The organism is Micromonospora sp. NPDC006766 (genome assembly GCF_040636055.1).
Classification (GTDB): Bacteria; Actinomycetota; Actinomycetes; order Mycobacteriales; family Micromonosporaceae; genus Micromonospora.
In genome coordinates, this window is sequence record NZ_JBEYIX010000049.1 from 1 (window position 1) to 23,187 (window position 23,187).

Annotated in this window: 16 protein-coding genes and 1 pseudogene; 8 read left to right on the forward strand and 9 right to left on the reverse strand. The window is 70.8% G+C overall.

Annotation, left to right across the window (positions count from 1 at the left end):
• Positions 1 to 181: 181 nt before the first annotated feature.
• On the reverse strand, positions 182 to 1,246 hold the full coding sequence (locus tag ABZ671_RS26715) for a phosphatase PAP2 family protein (protein WP_357863095.1): 1,065 nt from the start codon (positions 1,244 to 1,246) through the stop codon (positions 182 to 184).
• Between the two features lie 143 nt (positions 1,247 to 1,389).
• Between ABZ671_RS26715 and ABZ671_RS26720 the strand changes: the two genes are divergently transcribed.
• Complete coding sequence (locus ABZ671_RS26720) at positions 1,390 to 1,794, forward strand: hotdog domain-containing protein (protein WP_357863098.1); 405 nt, start codon at positions 1,390 to 1,392, stop codon at positions 1,792 to 1,794.
• A complete protein-coding gene (locus ABZ671_RS26725; protein ID WP_357863100.1) occupies positions 1,791 to 2,621 on the forward strand; it encodes an MBL fold metallo-hydrolase in 831 nt (276 codons plus the stop codon). Before ABZ671_RS26720 ends, ABZ671_RS26725 begins: the two co-directional genes overlap by 4 nt.
• A gap of 207 nt (positions 2,622 to 2,828) precedes the next feature.
• Here ABZ671_RS26725 and ABZ671_RS26730 read toward each other — a convergent pair whose 3' ends face one another.
• Positions 2,829 to 3,761 (reverse strand): carbohydrate kinase, encoded by a 933-nt coding sequence (locus ABZ671_RS26730; protein WP_357863103.1) that lies wholly within the window; start codon positions 3,759 to 3,761, stop codon positions 2,829 to 2,831.
• 326 nt (positions 3,762 to 4,087) lie between these two features.
• On the opposite strand from ABZ671_RS26730, the gene ABZ671_RS26735 reads away from it, so the two are divergent.
• The gene (locus ABZ671_RS26735; RefSeq protein WP_357863106.1) at positions 4,088 to 5,245 is read left to right on the forward strand and encodes a lytic polysaccharide monooxygenase; all 1,158 of its coding nucleotides are present in this window, start codon (positions 4,088 to 4,090) and stop codon (positions 5,243 to 5,245) included.
• 71 nt (positions 5,246 to 5,316) lie between these two features.
• Here ABZ671_RS26735 and asnB read toward each other — a convergent pair whose 3' ends face one another.
• Entirely contained in the window at positions 5,317 to 7,278 is a 1,962-nt protein-coding gene (gene asnB, locus ABZ671_RS26740; protein WP_357863109.1) for an asparagine synthase (glutamine-hydrolyzing), read from the reverse strand.
• 112 nt (positions 7,279 to 7,390) lie between these two features.
• Between asnB and ABZ671_RS26745 the strand changes: the two genes are divergently transcribed.
• From ABZ671_RS26745 to ABZ671_RS26755, 3 genes are all read left to right on the forward strand, one after another.
• A complete protein-coding gene (locus ABZ671_RS26745; RefSeq protein ID WP_357863112.1) occupies positions 7,391 to 8,866 on the forward strand; it encodes an aminopeptidase P family protein in 1,476 nt (491 codons plus the stop codon).
• 300 nt (positions 8,867 to 9,166) lie between these two features.
• Positions 9,167 to 10,960: a hypothetical protein gene (locus ABZ671_RS26750; protein WP_357863114.1), complete on the forward strand. Its 1,794-nt coding sequence runs from the start codon at positions 9,167 to 9,169 to the stop codon at positions 10,958 to 10,960.
• A gap of 356 nt (positions 10,961 to 11,316) precedes the next feature.
• Positions 11,317 to 13,092, forward strand: coding sequence for a hypothetical protein (locus ABZ671_RS26755; RefSeq protein ID WP_357863117.1), 1,776 nt, complete (start codon positions 11,317 to 11,319; stop codon positions 13,090 to 13,092).
• Positions 13,093 to 13,170: 78 nt separating this feature from the next.
• On the opposite strand, the gene pulA is transcribed toward ABZ671_RS26755, so the two are convergent.
• The 3 genes and pseudogenes from pulA to ABZ671_RS26770 form a co-directional block, all read right to left on the reverse strand.
• On the reverse strand, positions 13,171 to 18,669 hold the full coding sequence (gene pulA / locus ABZ671_RS26760) for a pullulanase-type alpha-1,6-glucosidase (RefSeq protein ID WP_357863120.1): 5,499 nt from the start codon (positions 18,667 to 18,669) through the stop codon (positions 13,171 to 13,173).
• A 154-nt stretch (positions 18,670 to 18,823) separates the two neighbouring features.
• Entirely contained in the window at positions 18,824 to 19,528 is a 705-nt protein-coding gene (locus ABZ671_RS26765; protein WP_357863123.1) for a cellulose binding domain-containing protein, read from the reverse strand.
• 91 nt (positions 19,529 to 19,619) lie between these two features.
• A pseudogene (locus ABZ671_RS26770) lies at positions 19,620 to 20,286 on the reverse strand (hypothetical protein).
• A 19-nt stretch (positions 20,287 to 20,305) separates the two neighbouring features.
• Between ABZ671_RS26770 and ABZ671_RS26775 the strand changes: the two are divergent.
• On the forward strand, positions 20,306 to 20,488 hold the full coding sequence (locus tag ABZ671_RS26775; RefSeq protein WP_357863126.1) for a hypothetical protein: 183 nt from the start codon (positions 20,306 to 20,308) through the stop codon (positions 20,486 to 20,488).
• A 40-nt stretch (positions 20,489 to 20,528) separates the two neighbouring features.
• Here the strand turns inward: ABZ671_RS26775 and ABZ671_RS26780 are convergent, their stop codons facing one another.
• Positions 20,529 to 20,897, reverse strand: a complete 369-nt coding sequence (locus ABZ671_RS26780; RefSeq protein WP_357863129.1) for an ArsC/Spx/MgsR family protein — start codon at positions 20,895 to 20,897, stop codon at positions 20,529 to 20,531.
• A 419-nt stretch (positions 20,898 to 21,316) separates the two neighbouring features.
• Between ABZ671_RS26780 and ABZ671_RS26785 the strand changes: the two genes are divergently transcribed.
• Positions 21,317 to 21,955, forward strand: coding sequence for a C39 family peptidase (locus ABZ671_RS26785; RefSeq protein WP_357863133.1), 639 nt, complete (start codon positions 21,317 to 21,319; stop codon positions 21,953 to 21,955).
• Positions 21,956 to 22,109: 154 nt separating this feature from the next.
• Here ABZ671_RS26785 and ABZ671_RS26790 read toward each other — a convergent pair whose 3' ends face one another.
• Together ABZ671_RS26790 and ABZ671_RS26795 are read right to left on the reverse strand one after the other, a co-directional pair.
• A complete protein-coding gene (locus ABZ671_RS26790; RefSeq protein WP_357863136.1) occupies positions 22,110 to 22,763 on the reverse strand; it encodes a DedA family protein in 654 nt (217 codons plus the stop codon).
• Between the two features lie 67 nt (positions 22,764 to 22,830).
• On the reverse strand, positions 22,831 to 23,184 hold the full coding sequence (locus tag ABZ671_RS26795) for a VOC family protein (protein ID WP_357863139.1): 354 nt from the start codon (positions 23,182 to 23,184) through the stop codon (positions 22,831 to 22,833).
• Between the last annotated feature and the right edge of the window lie 3 nt (positions 23,185 to 23,187).

Genomic DNA, 23,187 nt, shown 5'->3' on the forward strand with positions numbered 1-23,187 from the left:
CCTTCTTCTACTTGTTTTTTCACTCCATTAAATCTAACACCTTCTTCTTGCTTATCCCCCCGCGGGGGGGGGGGGGGGGGGGCCGCGCCCGACCGCGACCTGGCCGAGGCGTGGCAGCTGGCGGCGGAGTTGACCGCGCGGGCACACGACGCCCGGCGCCGGCGGCGAGACTGACCCGCGGTCAGCGCTCGGCCGGCACCGCGTCGGTCGGGGCCGGAACGGTCTCCTGCGGGCTCGGCCCGGCCTGCGCGGGAACGAGCGGCTGTCGCTTCCCGGTGGCCACCGCCGGCGCGCGCCCGGCCCGCCAGGCCGCCCACCCGCGCTCGGCCAGGTTGACGGCCAGGAAGGTCAGCCCGACGTACACCCAGCCGACCAGCACGTCGATCACATAGTGCTCGCCGCTGTAGACCAGGGTGAAGGTCATCGCCAGCGGGTACGCCAGCAGCAGCGGCCACCAGCGCTTCCGGACCGAAGGCAGGAAGAAGAGCACCACGAAGAGGGCCCACGCGGTGTGCAGCGAGGGCATCGCGGCCACCGGATTGGAGGCGATCTGCCCGGCGTTGAGCACGTTGCCCGCGCCGTGCATGCCCATTTCCTTCCAACCCCGCGTGGAGATCCGGGCAACCTCGGTGAGCAGGCCGTTCTGCCCGGCCCACCACGGCGGCGCGGCCGGATAGGCGAAGTAGGTGGCCAGCCCGGCCGCGCAGAGGAAGCCCCAGCGCCGCATGTACGCCGCCCAACGGGAGCGGTTACGCATCCAGAGCACCGCCGCGGCGGCGAACGTCGCCACGAAATGCGAGAAGTAGACCCAGCTCACCAGCACGTCCCACCAGTGCACCTCGGGCCGGTAGAGGTGCTGCTGCAGCCAGACCGTGGGCACCTCGCCGCCGGTGGCCCAGCCGAGCAGGAACCGGTCGACGACGATCATCTCCATGGCGTGCGGCGTCGCGCCCCTGGCGGCGAACCCCCGGGAGATGGTGTAGACGGCCAGCAGCACCACCACCGGGGCCCAGTCCCGGGCGAACCGCAGGTGGCTGCGCCACGGCCGGGCGGAGTGCCAGGCGATGGTGGCCGCCCAGATCCAGACGAAGGCGTACACCGGGTCGGTCGGCAGGCCGATGACGAGCCAGGCGGCCACGAAGGCGACCCCCCAGATCGTCATCGCCACCACCCGACGGCGTCCGCCGTCGGGTGAGGAAGGGGCACCGGTCCGGGCGGGGGGCTTGGGGTCAATCTCGACGGCCATCGGGTCAAGGTTAACGGCGGGCGAAGCGGCCTTCGCCAGTGGCCACCGCCCCCGGGACGCATCGATTGACGCCGACCACCCGCCGGGGTGCCCGCGGGCCGCCAGACCGGGCGGTCCGGGCCCGGCTCGTCTAGGCTCGTGACATGCAGGAGCAGCCGGAACCGCCCTTCGCGGCGGGCCTGACCGCCCGGGTCGAGCTGACCGTCACCGACGCCGACACCGCGCAGGCGGTGGGCTCCGGTGACGTGCCGGTGCTCGGCACGCCCCGGGTGCTCGCCCTGGCCGAGGCGGCGACCGTGGCGGCCACCGCGATCCGGATGCCAACCGGGTCGACGACCGTCGGCGTCCGGGTCGAGTTGGAGCATCGGGCCGCCACGCCGATCGGGCGGACGGTCGTCGCCGCGGCCCGGCTCGCCAAGGTCGACGGCCGACGGCTGCTGTTCGAGGTGACCGTCACCGACGGCGACGAGATCGTCGCCGAAGGGCGGGTCGAGCGCGTGCTGGTCGAGCGGCAGCGCTTCGTCGAGCGGGCGTCACGGGTCCCATGAGCGCCCGGTTCGTCGAGATCGCCGACCGCGTCCACGTGCTGCGCGAGCCGCTGCTTCACGTCAACGTAACCCTGGTGGTGGGCGACGGCGCCGCCCTGTTGGTGGACACTCTCTCCACCGCCGGGCAGGCCCGGGAGCTGGCCGAGGCCGCCCGGACGGTCACCCCGCACCCGTGGACCATCGTCAACACCCACCACCACTTCGACCACTGCTTCGGCAATGCCACCCTGGCCGCCGACCCGCCCCGGCCGGTATACGCCCACCAGCTGGCCGCCGCCGCGCTCCGCGACCGCCCCGACGAGCTGCGCCGGGCGGCGTACGAGGAGATGCGCGACGAGCAGCCGGCGCTGGCCGCCGAGCTGGCCGGGACGGAGTTGCTGGCCCCGACCCACCCGGTACGCGCCGAGGCCGTCCTCGACATCGGCGGCCGGCGGGTGGTGCTGCGCCATCCCGGGCACGGGCACACCGACGCCGACCTCGTGGTGCACGTGCCGGACGCGGACGTGCTGGTCGCCGGTGACCTGGTGGAGCAGAGCGGGCCGCCGGCGTTCGAGGAGTCGTACCCGATCCAGTGGCCGGACGCGGTGGCCGAGCTGCTGCGCCTCGTCACGCCCGCGACGGTGGTGGTGCCGGGACACGGCACACCCGTCGACGCGGAGTTCGTCCGGGCGCAGCACGCCCAACTGGCCCAGCAGGCCTGGCTGATCCGGGCCGGCCACACCGGCAGCGCACCCCCGGAGCGAGTAGCCGCCGAGTCCCCCTTCGGCGCCCGCCCCGGCCTAACCGCCGCCCGCCGCGGCTACGCCGAACTGAACGGCCCCCCCTAACTCGGAAGTAGACCTACTTCCTCCCGATTAGGGCCGCTTCGCGTAGCGGGGTGGCCAGGACCCCCCCGATCCCCCCCGATCCCCCCAAGCCCCCGAGCGCCCGTCGATCATGGACTTGTGGTTCCCAGCTTGTCCGGAATCACCTCGTTCGCGCACCACCACAACTCCATGATCGGCGGAGGGGTGGGGTGGGGGTGGGGGTGGGGGTCAGGTGGGGAAGCGGGCGGTTACGGCGGGGCGGGTGGGCATTGAGGTGGCGCCGCCGGGAGACTCGCAGACCAGGGCGGCGACGCGCAGGGCGAAGGCGACCCGGTCCTGCCAGCCGACCGGATCCACCGGCTCGCCGGCGGCGAGCAGCTCGGCGATGAGCGCGCCCATCACCGAGTCCCCGGCACCGGTGGCGTCCACCGCGCCGACCTTCGGGGCGGGCACGCGTACCACGTCGTCGGCGGCGGCGACCAGGGCGCCGTCCGCGCCGAGGGTGACCACCACGGTCCCGGCACCCAACTCCCGCAGGTACGCGGCGACCCCCTCCACCGGCTCGCGGGGATAGAGCACGGCCGCGTCGGCGGCGCTCAGCTTCACCAGGTGAGCACTCGCGGCGAACTCCGCGACCACCTCGCGCAGCGCGGCCAGCGCGCCGGATCCGTCCAACAGCCGGGTACGGACGTTCGGGTCGAACACTCGCAGCGCCCCGGCGATCGACCAGGCCCGCCGGGCAGCGGCCAGCACCGGCGGGTGCAGCAGCACGATCGAGCCGCAGTAGAGCACCTGCGCGCCCTCGATCAGGGGCACGCTCAGGTCGTCGACGGTGAGCAGGGCGTACGACCGGGGCTCGCCGTAGAAGCGGAAATCCGGTTCGGGGCCGGTGAAGGTGGCCACCGCCAACGCGGTCGGGGCCGGCACGGTGACCGTCCCGGCCAGCCCGACGCCCGCCTCCGCCAGGAAGGCCCGGATCCGCTCCGCGAGCGCGTCGTCGCCGAGCGACCCGACGAACTCGACATCGCCGCCGAGCCGGGCCACCGCCACGGCCACGTTGAGCGGCCCCCCGCCGATCGCCTGCCGGTAGACGAGTTGCCCGTCGCACTCAGCGTCGAGCAGGTCGACCAGCGCCTCGCCGAGCACCACCGCGTACCCCATCCTGATTCCTTCCGTCCGTGTACCTCCGATCCTGACGCATCGCGACGGCTCGGCGTGCGGGGACGGCGCCGGCACCATGCCACGAGGCCAATGTCATCGACGGGCAGCTATTGCGTGCGCTCGGCGCGACGTGATGGGATGGTGGTTGCCGAAAGTGGCGCGGGGGCTGCCGCGCCACCGGCTGCCGGGTCGAGCCGACGCGAGGGCACACCGGTCCGTGGGCACGGACCGCCGATGGTGCGCGCCCAGCCGGCCCCGGCCGCACTCCGACCGCCGGGCGTGGCACCGCGATCGTCGCAACCGCTCGTCGCAGCGGGGCAGGGCCGATGCGGTCGCGCCCCGCGAGTCAGGAGAACCTCGTGCACCGATCCCGCATGGCCGCGCTACTCACCGCGGTCGCCACTCTGACCCTCACCGGGGCCTTCGCCCTGGCCACCACCTCCGGCCCGGCCGCCGCGCATGGCGCGGCGATGACGCCGGGCGCCCGGACCTACCTGTGCTGGAAGGACGGTCTCACCCAGACCGGTGAGATCAAGCCCAACAATCCCGCCTGCGCGGCGGCGGTCGCGCAGAGCGGAGCGAACTCGCTCTACAACTGGTTCAGCGTGCTGCGCTCCGACGCCAACGGCCGGACCGCCGGCTTCATCCCCGACGGCCAGCTGTGCAGCGGCGGCAACACGAGCTTCAGCGGGTACAACCTGGCCCGCAACGACTGGCCGGTCACCCACCTGACCGCCGGGCGCACGATGCAGTTCAACTACAGCAACTGGGCCCACCACCCGGGCACGTTCTACTTCTACGTCACCAAGAACACCTGGAGCCCGACCCGGGCGCTGGCCTGGAGCGACCTGGAGGACCAGCCGTTCCTGACCGTGACCAACCCGCCGTCGATCGGTGGGCCGGGCACCAACGACGGTCACTACTACTTCAACGGCACCCTGCCGGCGAACAAGAGCGGCCGGCACATCATCTACTCCCGCTGGGTCCGCTCGGACAGCCAGGAGAACTTCTTCGGCTGCTCGGACGTGACCTTCGACGGCGGCAACGGCGAGGTGACCGGGATCGGTTCGGGCGGCACCACGCCCCCAACCACCACGCCCCCGACCACCCCGCCCACCACGCCCCCGATCTCGCCGTCCAGCACGCCCACGACCAAGCCGCCGACGACGCCCCCGAGCAGCGGCGACTGCATGGCGGTCCTGTCGGTGACCGGCGCCTGGCAGGGTGGTTTCCAGGGCGAGGTGCTGATCATGAACCACAGTTCCCGGACGTGGGGCAGTTGGACGGCGAAGTGGACCTGGCCCAGTGGTCAGACGCTCACCCAGGTGTGGAACGGCAAGGCGACCACGAGCGGGTCGTCGGTGACCGTCACCAACGAGTCCTACAACGGCACCATCGCGCCGAACGGCACCACCACGTTCGGCTTCCTGGCCAACGTCCCCGGCACCAACAACCTGCCGACGGTCACCTGCACCGGCCAGTGATCCACGACAGGTGTTAAAAGGGGGCCCCCTGTACAACGCCAGGCGTTAACAGGGGGCCCCTCCTTCACCGCTCAGCGGACCATGCTGCCGACCACCGGCTTGGTGAGCAGGGCGGACTGGTTGCGCTGGATGCCCGGGTCGAGAGTCTTCGCCACGAAGATGGCGTGCCAGATGCAGAAGATCAGCACGGTCCACACCTTGCGGGAGTGGTCCGCCTCCTCCCGCTTGTGCTCGTCCAGCAGCCGCATCGCGTACGAGAGGTCGATCAGGTCACCGGCGCCGGAGGTGGCCAGCACGTGCCGGGCCCACTCGTACATCTCGCCGCGAAGCCAGACCCGGGTCGGGGTGGGGAAGCCGAGCTTCTTGCGGTTGACGATGGCCGGTGGCACGACGCCCTGCAGCGCCTGGCGCATGGCGTACTTGGTGGCCTCGGAACGGGGCGGCAGCTTCAGGTCGACCGGGATCCCGGCCGCCACGTTGAAGACCTCGCGGTCCAGGAACGGCACCCGCACCTCCAGCGAGTGCGCCATCGAGATCCGGTCGGCCTTGACCAGGATGTCGCCACGCAGCCAGGTGTACAGGTCGACGTACTGCATCTTGGTGACGTCGTCCAACTCGGTGCACTCGGCGTAGATCGGCGCGGTGACGTCGGTGTAGCGGACCGAGGGGTCGTAGCGGCGCAGCAGGTGCTGCTTCTCCTCCTCGGTGAACATCCGCGCGTTGCCGTAGTAGCGCTCCTCGATCGGGGTGGTGCCGCGCTCCAGGAAGCTCTTGCCCTTGACACCCTGCGGGATGGCCTTGGAGACCGCCCGCAGGCCCTTCTGCACCCCGCCCGGCAGGCCGTTGACCGTGCTGAGCGACAGCGGCTCACGGTAGATCGTGTAGCCGCCGAAGAACTCGTCCGCGCCCTCGCCGGAGAGCACCACGGTGACGTGCTCGGCGGCCTTCTTCGCGACGAAGTAGAGCGGCACGAGAGCCGGGTCGGCGACCGGGTCGTCGAGGTGCCAGACGATTCTGGGCAGCGCCTCCATCATGTCCTGCGGCCCGATCTTGGTCGGGATGGTGGTCACGTCGAGGTGCCGGGCGGAGTCCTGGGCGACGTCGATCTCGGAGTAGCCGGGCACGTCGTAGCCGACGGTGAAGGTGAGGATGTTCGGGTTGAACTCCCGGGCCAGGGCGACCACCGCAGTGGAGTCGATGCCGCTGGACAGGAAAGAGCCGACCGGCACGTCCGAGCGCATGTGCATCCGGACGCTCTCGCGCAGCGTCTCGCGGATCTCGTGGTAGAGCCTCTGCTCGTCGGTCACCGGTGCCGGCCGGAACACCGGCCGGTACCACCGGCGCACCTCGATCCGGCCGTCCGGGGTCCAGGTCAGGTATTCCCCCGACCCGATCCGGCTGATCCCCTTGTGCAGGGTGCCCGGCTCCGGAACGTACTGCAGGGTCAGGTAGTGGCTCAGGTTGGCGGTGTCGATGCCGGCGTCGCCCTGGTAGGCCGACTGCGCGAACGGCAGCAACGCCTTCTTCTCTGAGGCGAGGTAGAGGCCGTCGTGCGTCTGGAGGTAGTGCAGGGGCTTGATGCCGAAGTAGTCCCGGGCGCCGAAGGCCCGCCGCTCCTGCCGGTCCCAGATCACGAAGGCGAACATGCCCCGCAGCTTGGTGAGCACCTGCTCACCCCAGTAGTGATATCCGGCGACAATCACCTCGCCGTCGCCGTTCGTGGCGAACTGGGCGCCGAAGTCCCGGATCAGCTCGTCCCGCAGCTCGATGTAGTTGTAGATCTCGCCGTTGAAGGTGAGCAGGTAGCGGCCGTTCGCGTAGGGCAGCGGCTCGTGGCTGAGCGCCACGTCGATGATCGCCAGCCGCTTGTGGGCGAACACCCCGTCCGCGTACTGCCCGGTGGCGTCGCCGACCACCTCGACCCCGGTCTCGTCCGGGCCTCGGTGGTGCAGGCACTCCAGTGCGTTGGCGATGTGGTCGCGGTGGGCGGCGGCGTCACCGCGCGCGCTGAAAAAGGCCAGGAGTCCGCACATGGTCGTCATCTTTCCACGCGGTCGGAGCGGCCGTCGCGGCACCGCAGGCTCTCTCTGCTGACGTGAACGCGATACCGTCTGGACCAGCGACGAGGCTCAGGGAGGGCGGATCATGGCCGAGGAGCGGACCCAGCAGGGCGTGCCGGCGGACGGCACCGAATCGCACGACCCGGACTTTCCGGAGGCGTTCCTGACGTTCATGCGGCAGGGCTGGCGGGACACCGAACTGCCGGTCGGCCCCCGCCCCGAGGTGCCCAACCACGCCAAGCGGCGGGCCGCGCTCACCGCCGCGTTCCCCGGGGAGACGCTGGTCATCCCGACCGGCAACGAGAAGGTACGCGCCAACGACACCGATCACCCGTTCCGGGCCGGCAGCGACTTCGCGTACCTGACCGGCGACCTCGAGCCGGACAGCGTGCTGGTGCTGCGCCCGAACGGCGACGCCACGCTGTACATGCGGCCCCGGTCGTCTCGGGAGACCGACGACTTCTTCCGCAGCCGCAACGGCGAGCTGTGGGTGGGCCGGCGGCCGACCCTGCGCGAGAGGTCGGTCGAGCTGGGTCTGCCCACCGCCGACCTGACCGAGCTGGACGCGGCCCTGGCCGACCTGGCGCCGGGGCGTACCCGCGTGCTGCGCGGCTTCGACGCCGGGGTGGACGCGGCGGTGCGGCCGTACGACGGCGCCCGGGTCGACGGGCAGCCGGGCCGGGACCGAGAGCTGGCGATCGCCATCTCGGAGCTGAAGCTGGTCAAGGACGAGTGGGAGATCGCGCAGCTGCGGGAGGCGTGCGACGCCACCGTCCGGGGCTTCGAGGACGTGGCCCGGGCGCTCCCAGCCGACCGGGGCGTCTCGGAGCGCCTGCTGGAGGGGATCTTCGCACTGCGCGCCCGGCACGACGGCAACGACGTCGGGTACGGCTCGATCGTCGGCGCCGGCGAGCACGCCACGATCCTGCACTGGGTGCACAACCACGGCGCCACCCGCCCGGGCGAGCTGCTGCTGATGGACATGGGCGTGGAGAACCGCAACCTCTACACCGCGGACGTCACCCGGGTGCTGCCGGTCAACGGCCGGTTCACCTCCCTGCAGCGGCAGGTATACGACGCCGTCTACGCCGCCCAGCAGGCCGGCATCGACGTGATCAAGCCGGGGGTGGCGTTCCGGGACGTGCATCTGGCCGCCATGCGGGTCCTCGCCGAGGCGCTCAAGGACCTCGGCCTGTTGCCGGTCAGCGTGGACGAGGCCATGGATCCCTCCTCGACCATCTACCGTCGCTGGACGCTGCACGGTACCAGCCACATGCTCGGCATCGACGTACACGACTGCGCCAACGCTCGCAAGGAGACGTACCGGGACGGTCCGCTCGGCGAGGGCTACGTGCTCACCGTCGAGCCGGGGCTGTACTTCCAGCCGGAGGACGAGCTGGTTCCGGAGGAGCTGCGCGGCGTCGGCGTCCGGATCGAGGATGACATCCTGGTCACCGCCGACGGGCCGGTGAACCTCTCGGCCGGGCTGCCGCGCCGCTCGGACGAGGTGGAGACCTGGCTGGCCGAGCAGCGCGAGGCCGGTCCGCGGCTGCCGGGCTGATCCCGGCCGGACAACCCCGAGGGCGGGCCCCACCGCCGGCTTCCGCGACGTTTCCGTCGTTGTGACGCCGGTGGTGGGGCCCGCCGCTGTTTGCGCTGCTCGGCGCCCGTCGTCACCGGCACGGGGCAAAGGTCGCCCACCGCCTGACCTGAGGCAAATGTGGGGTTTTCTCGGATACGTCCGCCTCGTGAGGATCCTTCTCATACGGTGTTGTTCAGAGGCTACAACCGGTTTGTAGCTGGTCGCCCCGCCTGGGGCGGTGCGACCCCTCTGGGTAAACCGAAAGGGCGGAAGGCTCTGATGTCCAACGACGTAACGACTTCCGACGGCGGGGCCCCGATGACCCCGCCGACGAACAGGCGGCGGGCGCTCTGGGTCGCCACCGGCGTGGCCGGTCTGACCGGCGTCGTCGGTCTGGCGGCGCTGGGTGGCCTCGCCGCTCGACACGACAAGTCCGACGACGCACAGCGCGTCGCGGAGAATCACGCGGCCGCGCCGCAGAATGCGAGCGACGCGCGCAAGGACGGCGACCACGGTGAGCGGAATCGGGCGGATGAGCGTGGCCGGGATGGCAAGGAACGGGAGGAGCGCGGCCGTAAGGAAGGCCGTAAGGAAGAGCGGGACGAGTTCGGTCGGGTGCGGGAGGTGCCGTGTAAGAACGAGAAGCTGGTCGAGGCCATCGACCTGGCCAACCGGGACCGCGGCGGCACGTTGAAGCTGGCTCCGCACTGCACCTACGAGCTGGCCTTCGCCGACCGGAAGAACGGCACGGCCCTGCCGACAATCCGGCAGGAAATCGTGATCAAGGGCAACGACGCCACGATCAAGCGGCGCTCCGAGGCCGACTTCCGGCTGTTCCGGGTCGCCGACGGCGGGGACCTGATCCTGAAGGACCTCACCATCAAGGACGGCAACGCCGCCGAGTTCAAGTACGGCGAGGCACCGAAGCCGCCGATGCTCGGCGCGCCGGACGGCCTCGGCGGCTCAGACGGCCTCGGCGCGCCGGACGGCCAGGTCCCCTCGTTCCCACAGCAGAACAAGACCGAAGGCGACGCCGACGGCGGCGCCCTGCTGGTCGAGCGCGGCGGCAGCGCCCACCTGGACAAGGTGAACCTGCTCGGCAACAACGCCGAGGGCAACGGCGGCGCCATCGCCAACTTCGGCCGCGTCGAACTGGAAAACAGCACGGTCGAGAACAACCACGCCCGACGCAACGGCGGCGGCATCTTCAACGTCGGCATCCTCACCGTCAAGGACTCCTGCATCACCAACAACACCGCCGGCGAGAACGGCGGCGGCATCGCCAACGGCGAAGGCAAGGAAGTCAAGGAACACAAGGACGGCAAGGACGGCAAGGACGGCTCGACCACCTGGCTGGAAGGCCGCGACAGGGCCGGCAGCGTGGAGATCTTCAAGACCTCCATCGAGAACAACCGGGCCGGCGACAACGGCGGCGGCGTGTTCAGCTCCGGCGGATTCGTCAAGATCGTCCTGTCCACCATCAAGCAGAACACCGCCTGCAAGAACGGCGGCGGCATCTACGCCCGCAACACCAACCTCGACCTCGACAAGGTCACCGTCGAGAAGAACCACGCCGACCGCGACGGCGGCGGCATCTACAACACCGGCGGCGAAAAGAAGAAGGAAGGCCCCATGTCCATGCCCGGCAAGGACCGGGACAACGAGCCACGGGCCACCGCCACCATCAACGAAAGCTCCATCCTCGACAACAGCGCCGGACGCTTCGGCGGCGGCATCTTCAACGGCGAACCCAACGCCTACATCACCGAAGGCTTCCTCGAAGACTTCGAAGGCAAGGACGGCCGGGACGACAACGCCACCCTCACCATCCGCTGCACCGACATCAAGGGCAACACCGCCCTCAACGGCGGCGGCATCTTCAACAACGAAGGCCGAGTCGACCTGACCAACACCCGCATCAGCAAGAACACCGCCACCGACGCCACCAAGACCCGCCGCGTCGCCGGCGGCATCCTCAACAACCACGGCACAGTCCGCTTCGACGAAACCACCACCATCAGCGACAACGACCCCACCAACTGCGCCGGCACCGTCAAGCAGTGCTTCAACTGAACCACCACATAACCGTGGGAGTCCCTTTCCGCCACACGTCGGCGGAAAGGGACTCCCCACAACTCACGTCGCCGCCCGTTCGTCGCGGTCGTCCCGGGTGCGCGCCACCGGAACGGTCGCCCCGCTTTCCGCCCTGCACGGCACTCTTCACCCTCGTGGCACCGCTCATGCATCGCGGCCCGCCGTGCCGCCGACCGCACCACCCGCCCCCAATGCGGGGATTTTTCGCATAAGGCCGCCAAGCGAAGAAGATTCTCATACGGTGGTCTTCAGCAGCTACAACCGATTTGTAGCGAAGGCCGCCTCGCCGTGGCGAAGCGACCTTGTCGGGTACAAGGAGAGGGCAGAGAGCTCCGATGTCCAACTACCTTCGCAATAACGATGACGCCCGCCGTGAGACGACCTCCCCGATCCGGCGTCGCCGGGTGTGGCTCGCCACCGGCGTCGTGGGCCTGACGGGAGCGGTCAGCCTCGCGGGTGTGGCCTACGCGACCACCGGGGCCATCGGCCCCCACCGGCTCGCCGACGTGAAGTGGTCGACCGCGCAACAGCTCACCAAGGACGGCGACCACGGTGAGCGGAATCGGGCGGATGAGCGTGGCCGGGATGGCAAGGAACGGGAGGAGCGCGGCCGTAAGGAAGGCCGTAAGGAAGAGCGGGACGAGTTCGGTCGGGTGCGGGAGGTGCCGTGTAAGAACGAGAAGCTGGTCGAGGCCATCGACCTGGCCAACCGGGACCGCGGCGGCACGTTGAAGCTGGCTCCGCACTGCACCTACGAGCTGGCCTTCGCCGACCGGAAGAACGGCACGGCCCTGCCGACAATCCGGCAGGAAATCGTGATCAAGCGCAACGACGCCACGATCAAGCGGCGCTCCGAGGCCGACTTCCGGCTGTTCCGGGTCGCCGACGGCGGGGACCTGATCCTGAAGGACCTCACCATCAAGGACGGCAACGCCGCCGAGTTCAAGTACGGCGAGGCACCGAAGCCGCCGATGCTCGGCGCGCCGGACGGCCTCGGCGGCTCAGACGGCCTCGGCGCGCCGGACGGCCAGGTCCCCTCGTTCCCACAGCAGAACAAGACCGAAGGCGACGCCGACGGCGGCGCCCTGCTGGTCGAGCGCGGCGGCAGCGCCCACCTGGACAAGGTGAACCTGCTCGGCAACAACGCCGAGGGCAACGGCGGCGCCATCGCCAACTTCGGCCGCGTCGAACTGGAAAACAGCACGGTCGAGAACAACCACGCCCGACGCAACGGCGGCGGCATCTTCAACGTCGGCATCCTCACCGTCAAGGACTCCTGCATCACCAACAACACCGCCGGCGAGAACGGCGGCGGCATCGCCAACGGCGAAGGCAAGGAAGTCAAGGAACACAAGGACGGCAAGGACGGCAAGGACGGCTCGACCACCTGGCTGGAAGGCCGCGACAGGGCCGGCAGCGTGGAGATCTTCAAGACCTCCATCGAGAACAACCGGGCCGGCGACAACGGCGGCGGCGTGTTCAGCTCCGGCGGATTCGTCAAGATCGTCCTGTCCACCATCAAGCAGAACACCGCCTGCAAGAACGGCGGCGGCATCTACGCCCGCAACACCAACCTCGACCTCGACAAGGTCACCGTCGAGAAGAACCACGCCGACCGCGACGGCGGCGGCATCTACAACACCGGCGGCGAAAAGAAGAAGGAAGGCCCCATGTCCATGCCCGGCAAGGACCGGGACAACGAGCCACGGGCCACCGCCACCATCAACGAAAGCTCCATCCTCGACAACAGCGCCGGACGCTTCGGCGGCGGCATCTTCAACGGCGAACCCAACGCCTACATCACCGAAGGCTTCCTCGAAGACTTCGAAGGCAAGGACGGCCGGGACGACAACGCCACCCTCACCATCCGCTGCACCGACATCAAGGGCAACACCGCCCTCAACGGCGGCGGCATCTTCAACAACGAAGGCCGAGTCGACCTGACCAACACCCGCATCAGCAAGAACACCGCCACCGACGCCACCAAGACCCGCCGCGTCGCCGGCGGCATCCTCAACAACCACGGCACAGTCCGCTTCGACGAAACCACCACCATCAGCGACAACGACCCCACCAACTGCGCCGGCACCGTCAAGCAGTGCTTCAACTGACCTAGGGTCAGCGGCACGGATCCGCGCAGCATCCGGCCCCCTGCCACATGCGTGGCAGGGGGCCGGATCGTCGTCGGGTCAGCTCTGCACGTAGACCGCGACGCTGCGCGCCGGCACCGTGAACGTGCCGGTCGCGCTGTCGAACGACGCCGTCCGCAGCACCGGATCGGCCGAGTTCCTCAGCACCGGGTGCAGTGCCACGTTCGCCCCGCGCAGGCCGGTCACCGTCTGCGTCGCCGCCTCCGGCGTGGCGTTGAAGACCACCGTGACCGACTTCCACGAGCCGCCCAGGCCACGGGCGTCGAGGGTCATGGTGAGCACGCCCGGGGTCTCCCGCTCACCCGAGAGCGGGAAGGCGACCCGCTGCTGCACCTGGTCCGCGGTGGTCAGCCCGAAGACCGGCGACGACCGCCGGATCGTCAACAGCTCCGCGTACCGGGCGTCGGTCAGGTTGATCGCCGCGCAGTCCGGCACCAGCCTCGGGTCGGCCAGTAGCGGCCTCGCGTACGACCACTTGCTCTGGTTGTCCGCCGCCGGTGGGAGTCCGGCGCCGAAACCGTTGCCCTGGGCGCAGTCCCACCGGATCTGATTGAACCAGTCGCCGGAGTTGTACGAGTTACGGTCCAGCGACTTGGACCGCAGGCGCTCCGAGCCGGCCGTCACGAAACCGGTCCCCTGCCCCATCACCACGGTGCTCAGGGCGAGGACCTGCATCCGGGCCCGGTCCGGCGCCGAGGTCCCCTGCGGCAGCTTGTACGCCAGCGCGTCGTACAGGATCTCGTTGTCGTGCGCGTCGACGTACGTGACCGCCTCGCCCGGCGCGGCGGTGTAGCCGGCCGGCGAGCCGTTGTAGTCGACCTGGGCGCCGGTGACCTGCCGGCCGGACGAGTCGGTGAACCGGTAGCCGCGCAGGTTGCCGGCGAGACCCACCTTGATCAGGTCCTGCTGGTGCAGCAGCCGGGCCTTCTGCTGCGCCGCCGACCCGTTGACCGGGTCGCCGTTCGGGTCGCTCCACAGTCCGGACGCGAAGCCCTGGACCCGCGGGTTGTCGTCGAACGGGCCGCCGCCGCGCACCGCGTCGCGGAGCCGGTCGTTGAACGTGCCAATCCCGGTACCCGCCATGTTGGGCTGGGTGGCCTGCACGAAGCGGGCGTCGCCCGCGACCTCGCCGAAGTCCCAGCCCTCGCCGTAGAGCAGGATCTTCTTCCCGTCGACGCCGTCGCGCGCCAGGGTGAGCTTGTCCAGCGCGGCGCGTACGGCCAGGATGTTCGCCTTCGGGTGGTGGCCCATCAGGTCGAACCGGAAGCCGTCGACCTTGTACTGCCGGGCCCAGGTGACCATGGAGTCCACCACCAGCTTGCCCATCATGGCGTGCTCTGGGGCGGTGTTGGCGCAACAGGTCGAGTTGGCGATCGTGCCATCGTCCAGCAGCCGCTGGTAGTAGCCCGGCACCACCTGGTCGAGCACCGACTTCGGGTCGGTGCCCGCCGCCGAGGTGTGGTTGTAGACGACGTCCAGCACCACGCGCAGGCCGGCCTGGTTGATGCCGGCGACCATCTGCCGGAACTCGGTGGTCCGCTGCGCCCCGGCCGGGTCGACGGCATAGCCGCCCTCCGGCACGGTGTAGTGCAGCGGGTCGTACCCCCAGTTGTAGCCGTCGGCGTCGGCCACGGCCGCGACGCACTTCTGCTGCTCGTCGGAGTCCGGCGGCAGCGCGGCCAGGTCGCAGGCGGGTTGCCGCTGGTCGGCCCGCCGCTCGGGGATGGTGGCGAAGTCGAACACCGGCAGCAGGTGCAGGTAGTTGACCCCCGCGTCGCCGAGCGCCGTGAGGTGCTTCATGCCCGCGGTGTTCGGGTCGGTGAAGGCGAGGTAGGTGCCCCGCCGCTGCGCCGGCACGGTGGTGTCGGCGATGGAGAAGTCGCGCACCGACAGCTCCTGGATCTGTGCCTGCGACGACGGCGCCGCCGCCGGTTTGCGCAGCTTGGCCCAGCTGGTCGGGGCGAGGGCCGGTTCGTCCAGGTCGACGATCTGGCTGTGCGTCGAGTCCGGGGCGAGGGCCACCGAGTACGGGTCGGTCACCGACGCGGTGACCAGCTGCTGCGCCGCCGGCTGCCACGCCTCGACCCGGTACCGGTAGTACTTCCCGGTCCAGGTCTTGGTGCCGCGCACCGACCAGACGCCGGTGGTGTCGTCGCGGCTCATCGACACCGTCGTCGGCTGGGCCGTCGGCGAGTCGAAGAGCTGCAGCGACACAGTGCGGGCGGTCGGCGCCCAGACGGCCAGGGTCGGCACCTTGCCGGTGAACGTCGGGCCGAGCACCGCCTTGGTGGCGGCCCGGTAGACGTCGTCGAGCACGCCCGGGATCTGCACCCCGGTCGCGCCGAGCAGGTGCCCCTCCGCGTCGCGCTCGATCACCACGAGCTGCCCGCGCAGCGCCGCCGGCACCTTGGCCAGGTCGGCCCGGTCGAGCGTGAAGGCCTGGTAATCCCACAGGTGCGGCCAGGCCGCGCGCTGGGCCTCGGTGAGCCCGTTGCGCTCCGCCCGCAACGGCAGCGTCGTGTACGTCCCGGACAGCTCGCCGTCGGCGATGCGCAGCCCGCCGGCCGGGGCGGCGAGCAGGTCGTACCGCTTGCCGTCGGTCGGCCCGGTCCGCCAGGCCACGGTGGACCGGTCGATCCACTGCGCCTTCTGCTTGGTGATGTCGAGGTCCTTGGCGGTGCCCGACGAGGTCGGCGGGAGCAGTCGACCCTTGGCCCCGGCCAGCAGCCACACCTCCCGCCCCGCGGCGGCGACGTCCAGCCGCTGATCCTCCGGCTGATCCTTCTCGTCGCCGCGGTGCACGATGTAGCTCAGCCCGGTGGCCCCGGCGGCCAGGGGCACCCGGAACACCGCGCCGAAGGCGTCGACACGTTCCGGCTTGAGCGGGCTGCCCCAGTCGGTCGGGGTGGCGGCGCCGTCCCACAGGTGCAGGCCCCAACCGTCGTAATTGTTGTCGGCCCGCCGCCAGTGGATGAGCGCGGTGTTCTCGTCGACGGGTGGGTCGGGCTCGCCGGTGGCGGCCTGCCGGGTCGGGTAGAGCGTCGGGTCGCCCTGCTTGACCCAGACCTCGCCGGTCTGCGTCACGTCGACGGCCCGATCCTGGTCGACGTCCTTGGTGCCGTTCCGGTCGACCACGAGAAACCCGACCGACTTGGCGCCCGGATTCAGCTTGACCCAGGCGAACCGGCCGAAGGAGTCCTCACCGGCGAACGGCTGCCCGTTGGGCCAGTCGGTCTGGTACGCCGGGTCGATGTCGCCCCAGGTGTAGAGGCCCCAGTCGGCGTACCCGCCGGCTGGGCGCTGGTAGTGCACCACCACCCAGTCCCGGGAGGCGCTCTGTGCCGGGGTGCCGACCACGCCGGCGGCCCGGGTGCTGGCGACGCGGCCCTTGCCGTCGCGGACGACGGCCTTGTATTCGATCCTGGTCCCGCCGGGCAGGCCGGTCAGGTCGTGGTGAACGGTGTACGGCGCCTGGTGCGCGCTGCCCAGCAGGGTCCACTTGCCGCCGGGCACGCGGGCGGCCACGGTGACGGTCGCGAGGGGATCGCCGGTGACCTGCGCGGTGACGGCGGCCCGGGTGGCGACCGGGGCGTCGCCCGGCTCGGTGACGCTGATGCGTGGCGCCGCGCCGGCCTGCGGGATCGCGCGGTTGGCCCGGAGCACCACGGCCGACATCGCCGGCACGGTGGCGCTCAACTTGCCGTCGGCACCGGCGGTCGAGGTCGCCGAGCCGGCGCCGCCGTAGACGCTGCTGAACGTGGTGCCGGCCGACCAGGTGTCCACGGTGACAGTCTGCGCGGTGGCGGCGTTGTTCACCGCCACCACGTACTCGGTCCGGTCCTTGGGCAGGATCCGCGAGAAGGCGAAGACGCCCGGGCCGTCGGCCGCGTACCGGGTGACCTGGATGCCGTCCCGCAGCGCCGGGTGGGCCTGCCGCAGCCGGCCCAGTTCGGCGATGGTCCGGTACAGCGGGTGGGTGGTGTCGTACTGGTCGCTGGCGTGGGTGCGGGTGGTGCCGATCAGCCGGTCGGCCAGGTAGTCCGGGGTCCGACTGGCGAACATGTCCTGCCGGGCGTCCTTGTCCCCGCCCGGGCCGGTGAAGCCCTGCTCGTCGCCGGAGTAGACGACGGGCTGGCCGCGGGTGAGGAACATCAGCTGGTGGGCGAGCTGGTCACGGCGCAGCTGGGTGGCGTCGTCACCGCCGGCGGCAGCGATGAACGAGCCGATTCGGCCCATGTCGTGGTTGCCGAGGAAGGTGGTCAGCCGGTTGGCGCCGGTGTCCCGGGCCGCGTAGAGGTCGTCCCGGGCGTACACGTCGGCGAGCGCCCTGGCCGAGCCGCCGGCGGCGGCATAGCCGCGCGCGGCCTCCTGGAAGGAGAAGTCCAGGGTGGCGGGCAGTCCGCCGCGCCGCACGTAGGTCGACTCGACCTCCTGGTCGGCGCTGTACACCTCGCCGAACATGAAGAAGTCCGGCTTCTTGGCCTTTTTCGCGGCGGCGTTGATGCCGCTGGCGAACTGCGGCCAGAACTCGAGGTTGGTGTGCTTGACCGTGTCGAGTCGGTAGCCGTCGACGCCCACCTTGCCGATCCACTGCGCGTAGATGTCGGTCATGCCGCGGACCACCTCGGGACGCTCGGTCCACAGGTCGTCGAGGCCGAAGAAGTCGCCGTACTCGCTGTTCTCACCGGCGAAGGTGGAGTCGCCCCGGTTGTGGTACATGGTGGGGTCGTTCAGCCACGCCGGGACCTTGACCTTCGCGTCGGCCGCACTGGCGAAGGTCGGGGTGTACGGGAACGACTTCTCGTTGACCTGCGGAAAGGCCCGGGTGCCGTCGGCGTGGTTACGGTCCTCGAAGGGCCGGCCCTGCGCGTCCCGGTACGGCGCGGTCTTCTTGTCGACGTAACCGTACCGGTTCTCGGCGTACCGGATGACGTCCGCGGTGTGGTTGACGATGATGTCGAGGTAGACCTTCATGCCCCGCTGGTGGGCGAGGGTGACCAGGCGCTTCAGCTCCTCGTTGGTGCCGAAGTGCGGGTCGACCTGGGTGAAGTCCGTGATCCAGTAGCCGTGGTAGCCGGCGGAGACGTCCGCGCCGGTGCCCTGCACGGGCCGGTTCTTGAAGACCGGGGCGAGCCAGATGGCGGTGGTGCCGAGGCCCTGGATGTAGTCCAGCTTGTCGATGACGCCCTTGAGGTCACCGCCGTGGTAGAAGCCCTTGTCCGTCGGGTCGAGGCCGGTGGTGAGCCGATCACCGGCCAGGCCGCCGGTGTCGTTGCGCTGGTCGCCGTTGGCGAAGCGGTCCGGCAGCAGGAAGTAGAACTGTTCGGCCCGGGCATTGTTGCTGCCCGCCGCGAGCAGCGCGTCGGCGGACGGCTCCTTGTTCCACTGGGGCGCGCCGGTGGCCGCGAGGACGTCGCCGGTGCGGGCGGCATCGGCGGCCTGGGCGCCCGTCCGGGGCGCGGCGGCCAGGGCGAGGGTGAGCACGACGGAGCAGATCAGGGCGAGCAGGGCCTTGACAGACATCGGCGGGGGTTTCATCGACGGCCTTTCTCTGGTCGCTGATTCGCCCGCACGCTAGTGCTTGCCGAAAAATTCTGCAATAGCTTGCAATCCGAGTCGCAACAAAGCAGCTGGCTTGCGCAAGTTGACGTGGCGCGGCCGGCGTCGCGACGACGTCCGGCCGGAACAACCGTCAGAGGCCGGAGCAACCCTCAGCGTCGACGGTGCAGCGGGTGGGCCGGGTGGTGCCGGTCCTTTCGAAGTGGAACCGCAGCCGCACCGAGGCCCTCGGCGCCAGGTCGACCCCGCTCCGGTACGTGAAGACCCCGCCGGCGAAGCTCGCCGTGCCCTGCTCCGCACCCTCCAACCAGGATGATGCGAGGCGCCCCCGGGAAAAGCTCAACGTCACGGTCCAACCGCTGGGCGTGTCACCCGTGTTGACCAGCAGCACCTCGCCGATGAAGCCGCCGTGGAACGTGCTGACCACCCCGTACCGGCCGGTGACCGGCGACGACGGGGGCGGCTCGATCAGCAGGGCCGGCGGCGAGGTCGGCGACGCGCTCGGCGCAAGGCTCGGCGACCGGCTGGCGGTGGCGGCGCTGGCCGACGGGCTCGGTGTTGACCTGATCGGCGGCACGGTCGGCCGGGGCGGCAGCCGGGGCGACGACACCGGGGCGGCGGCCGAGCTGGGCGGGGACGACGTCGCGACGGCTGGCAGCCCCGGCAGCGGCATCGCCGGCTCGGACGGCGCCTCGGCGTACGTCCGCCGGCCCCGCGCCGAGCCGAGCGCGACAACCAGCAGCACCACCATGACGATCACGCCGATCGAGACGACGATCCAGGGCGAGGAGATGATGGTGGCACCGGATGACGGACGTGCGCGACGCGTACCAGACATGACCTTCCCCTGTCGACCCAGTCGGGTGAGCGTAGCGACCGGGCAACGACGCCGGGAAGCACCCGACGGGTGGCCGACACGCCGTCGCGGGTCAGTGCGGCGGGATGCGTACCTCGATCTCCGTCCCCAGCTGGGCACCACCGGCGAGCTCGAGCTCGTCGCCGCTCCAGAATCGTCCCGGGTCGTACCAGTTGGGCCGGCGTCCGGCCGGCAGCAGCCCCATCGCCTCGTAGGTCACCGCCACCACCTCCGCGCAGTACGCGGTCTCGAGTGCCCGGTCGCGCACCGGCATTCCACCGCCCTTGCGATCAGACGTCCGACGACGGTGCGGGGCGGGGACCCGGCCCCGCGCCCCAACGCCAGGCGAGCCGGGCGGTGGACGGAAACGGAGTGCCGTCGAGACGTGCCACGGTCCGCAGCACCGCCTCCTCCATCGCGGTGTCGGCCGACGGTTCGAGCTGACGCAGCCAGGCCCGCTGGCCGTAGCGGTTGGCCCAGACGCAGACGGCGTCGCGCAGGTCGTGCAGTTGCACGCCGCGCTGATGACTGCCCGTCCACCTGTCCGGCAGCGACCGGCCCAGCTCGGCGTGCCACATCAGCGGCGGCAGGTCGTCCAGCACCACCGCCATGCCGACATGGTTGACCGGGCTGTTGGTGGTGAGCTGGATGGCCCGGTCGGGCACGCTGCGCCCCCGGAACACCCACACGTCGCCGGTGCGGGTCAGCTCCACGGCCTCATCCAGGTTAATCGAACCCACAGTGGACTACCCTAGGCCGATGCGGCGACGGATGCGGTGGTGGAAGGTGCTCGGGCTGGCCGGCCTCGTTGGCGTCGCGGCGACCGGGGTGGTCGTGGCCCGGGCGGAACGACGCCGGCGGGCGTACACCCCCGAGGAGATTCGGGAGCGCCTCCGCGAACGGCACGCGCAGGCCACGGAGCACGCTGACGAACGGCCCTGAGCGGCCGGCGCCGCCCCGGGATGCCGCGTCCGAGCCAGCCTCAGCCGTCCGCGCGGCGCACCGCCTCGTCCAGCGCCACGGGGGTACGCCCGACCAGCGCGCCGCCGTCGTCCAGCAGCAGGATCGGGCGCTGGATGAGCTCCGGGTGCTCGACCATCGTGGCGATCCAGCGCGGCTCGGCGTCGTCGTCGCGGGGCCAGTCCGCGATACCCAGGGCCACCGCGACCGGCTCGCCGATGCGGCAGATGTCCCACGCCCGAGCGTTCAGCCGGCGCAGCACGTCGGTCAGCTCCGCTGCGCTCGGCGGTTCGGCCAGGTACGCCCGCAGCCGGTAGGGCACCCGCGCCTCGTCCAGCGTCGCCCGGGCGGTGGCGCACTTCGAGCAGGACGGGTTGTGCCACATGTCCATGGCCGACATGGTGGCATGCCGCCCGCTCTCGCCCATTCCGAACCCGCGGGCGACCACAACCCGGCCCCGCCGTTTGGGGTGAATGTCCGAATCCAAGTGGTCTCGGCGGGCGGGCTGCCCACTGTCGTGCCCGTCTGCCCGGTTGGCGGCCCGCACCCGGCCGGAATCAGGCCGGGGTCGGGGGCGTTGTACATGGTCGACCGCGCCGATCTCCCCGCGCCGGTCACGCACCCGGCCCGCCAGAAACCGGCCCCCGGCCCCGGCGGAATGATCCGCCACCGGCCGTCGTTACATCCCCGGGCCACCCGAGCAGGCCACGCCGCCGGGCCCCGAACCCCCAAGACTTTTGTGATCGCGGCACCCGCGTCCCCCTTTCGCGGTGTGTGCCCGCGAAATCCCCCGAACGGAAGGCTTCCACCATGCGTACCGATCTGCTGCGTAAGACCGCCCTGACCTTCGCCGGTATCGCCGCCACCGCCGGCGGCATCGCCGGCCCCGCCATCGCCGCCCACGCCGCCGACAACAAGCCGGCCCCCAAGCCGGCCGCCGAGCGGGAACTGAACGTGCGCTACGAGGCCCAGCCGAACTTCTACTACTGCGGCCCCGCCGCCACCCGCAACGCCCTCTCCGTCCAGGGCAAGAACATCAACGTCGACGCCATGGCCAAGGAGATGGGCACCACCGAGAACGGCACCAACAGCATCAACGACATCACCCCCGTCCTGAACAAGGAAACCGGCAAGGGCGACGCCTACCACTCGGTGGAAATCAGCGGCAACAAGGCCGACAAGGCCCAGACCGACACCCTGCGCGCCGACATCGTCCGCACCATCGACAACGGCCGGGCCGTGGTCGCCAACATCGCCGGCACCGCCACCGACACCGACGGCACCACCCACTCCTTCGAAGGCGGCCACTACATCAGCGTCGTCGGCTACCACGACAACGGCAACACCGTCACCATCGCCGACTCCGCCAACCCGAACATGGCCTCCTACCAGATCAGCGTGGACAACCTCGCCAACTGGATCGCCACCCGCGGCTACTCCGCCTCCTGACCCACCAACGACGAGGGCCGGCCCCCACAGGGGGCCGGCCCTTTCGTCGTCTCAGCCCACAACTTCGGGGAAGTTGCAGCCTCCCGGTGCCGGGAGACAGCAACTTCCCCGAAAGTGTGCAGATCTTGGCCGGCAGGCCGGGGGGGTCTGCGGGTCAGTCGCTGCTGGCTCGCACCGGCGCGTCGTCGGCGGTCGGCTCCGCCGAAGCCAGCCGGTGGGCCCGGCGTCGCAGCCACCAGGTGCTGCCCAGGCCGGCGAGGATCGCAACGACCAGCCCGGCCCAGGAGATGTCCTTGATCCAGTGCTCGGCCGCCCGACCGACGGTGTACAACAGGTACGTCGTGCCGAAGGCCCAGACCAGGCCGCCGGCCGCGTTCGCCAGCAGGAACCGCCGGTACGGCACGCGCAGCGCGCCCGCCAGGGGCCCGGCCAGAATCCGCAGCAGCGCCACGAACCGGCCGAAGAAGACCGCCCAGGCGCCGTAGCGCGCGAAGCTCTGCTCGGCACGGGCGAGGTGTGCCGGGCCGAGGTGCCGGGGGAAGCGCCGGCCCAACCGTTCCAGCAGGGGCCGGCCACCGCGTCGGCCCACGGCGTAGCCGATGGAGTCGCCGACGATGGCGCCGGTCGCGGCGGCGATGGCCACCCACTCCGGTTGCACCACACCGGTGGCGGCGAGCAGCGCCGAGCTGACCAGGACGATCTCGCCAGGCAGCGGAACGCCCATGCTCTCCACGCCGATCACCCCGGCGACGATCAGGTAGACCACGCCCGGGGGTAGCGCGGAGAGCCAGTGCTGTACGTCTACCACCGCACCCCCTACGATCCGACCTCGAACCCTACCTCGGGTCCGGCGTGTGGCGGACGGCCGACCGCCATCAGGCCGCGGCCAGGAACTCCAGCCGGTTGCCGTGCGGGTCATGGGTGTGGAACCGCCGCATCCCGGGGACCTCGTCGTCACCCCAGGTGACCGGGTGGCCGGCGGCGACGAGCCGGGCGGCGAGCGCGTCGAGGTCGGGGCGGAGCAGTGCGGGGTGCGCCTTGCGGGCGGGCTGGAAGTCGTCCTCGACGCCGAGGTGCAGCTCCGCGTCGTACCCGGTGAACCAGCAACCGCCGCGGGCGGCGAGGGCCGGCGGCTTGGGCTTCTCGACCAGGCCGAGCAGGCCGACGTAGAAGGCCCGGGACGCGTCCTCGGAACCGGGTGGGCAGGCGAGCAGAACGTGATGGATCATGAT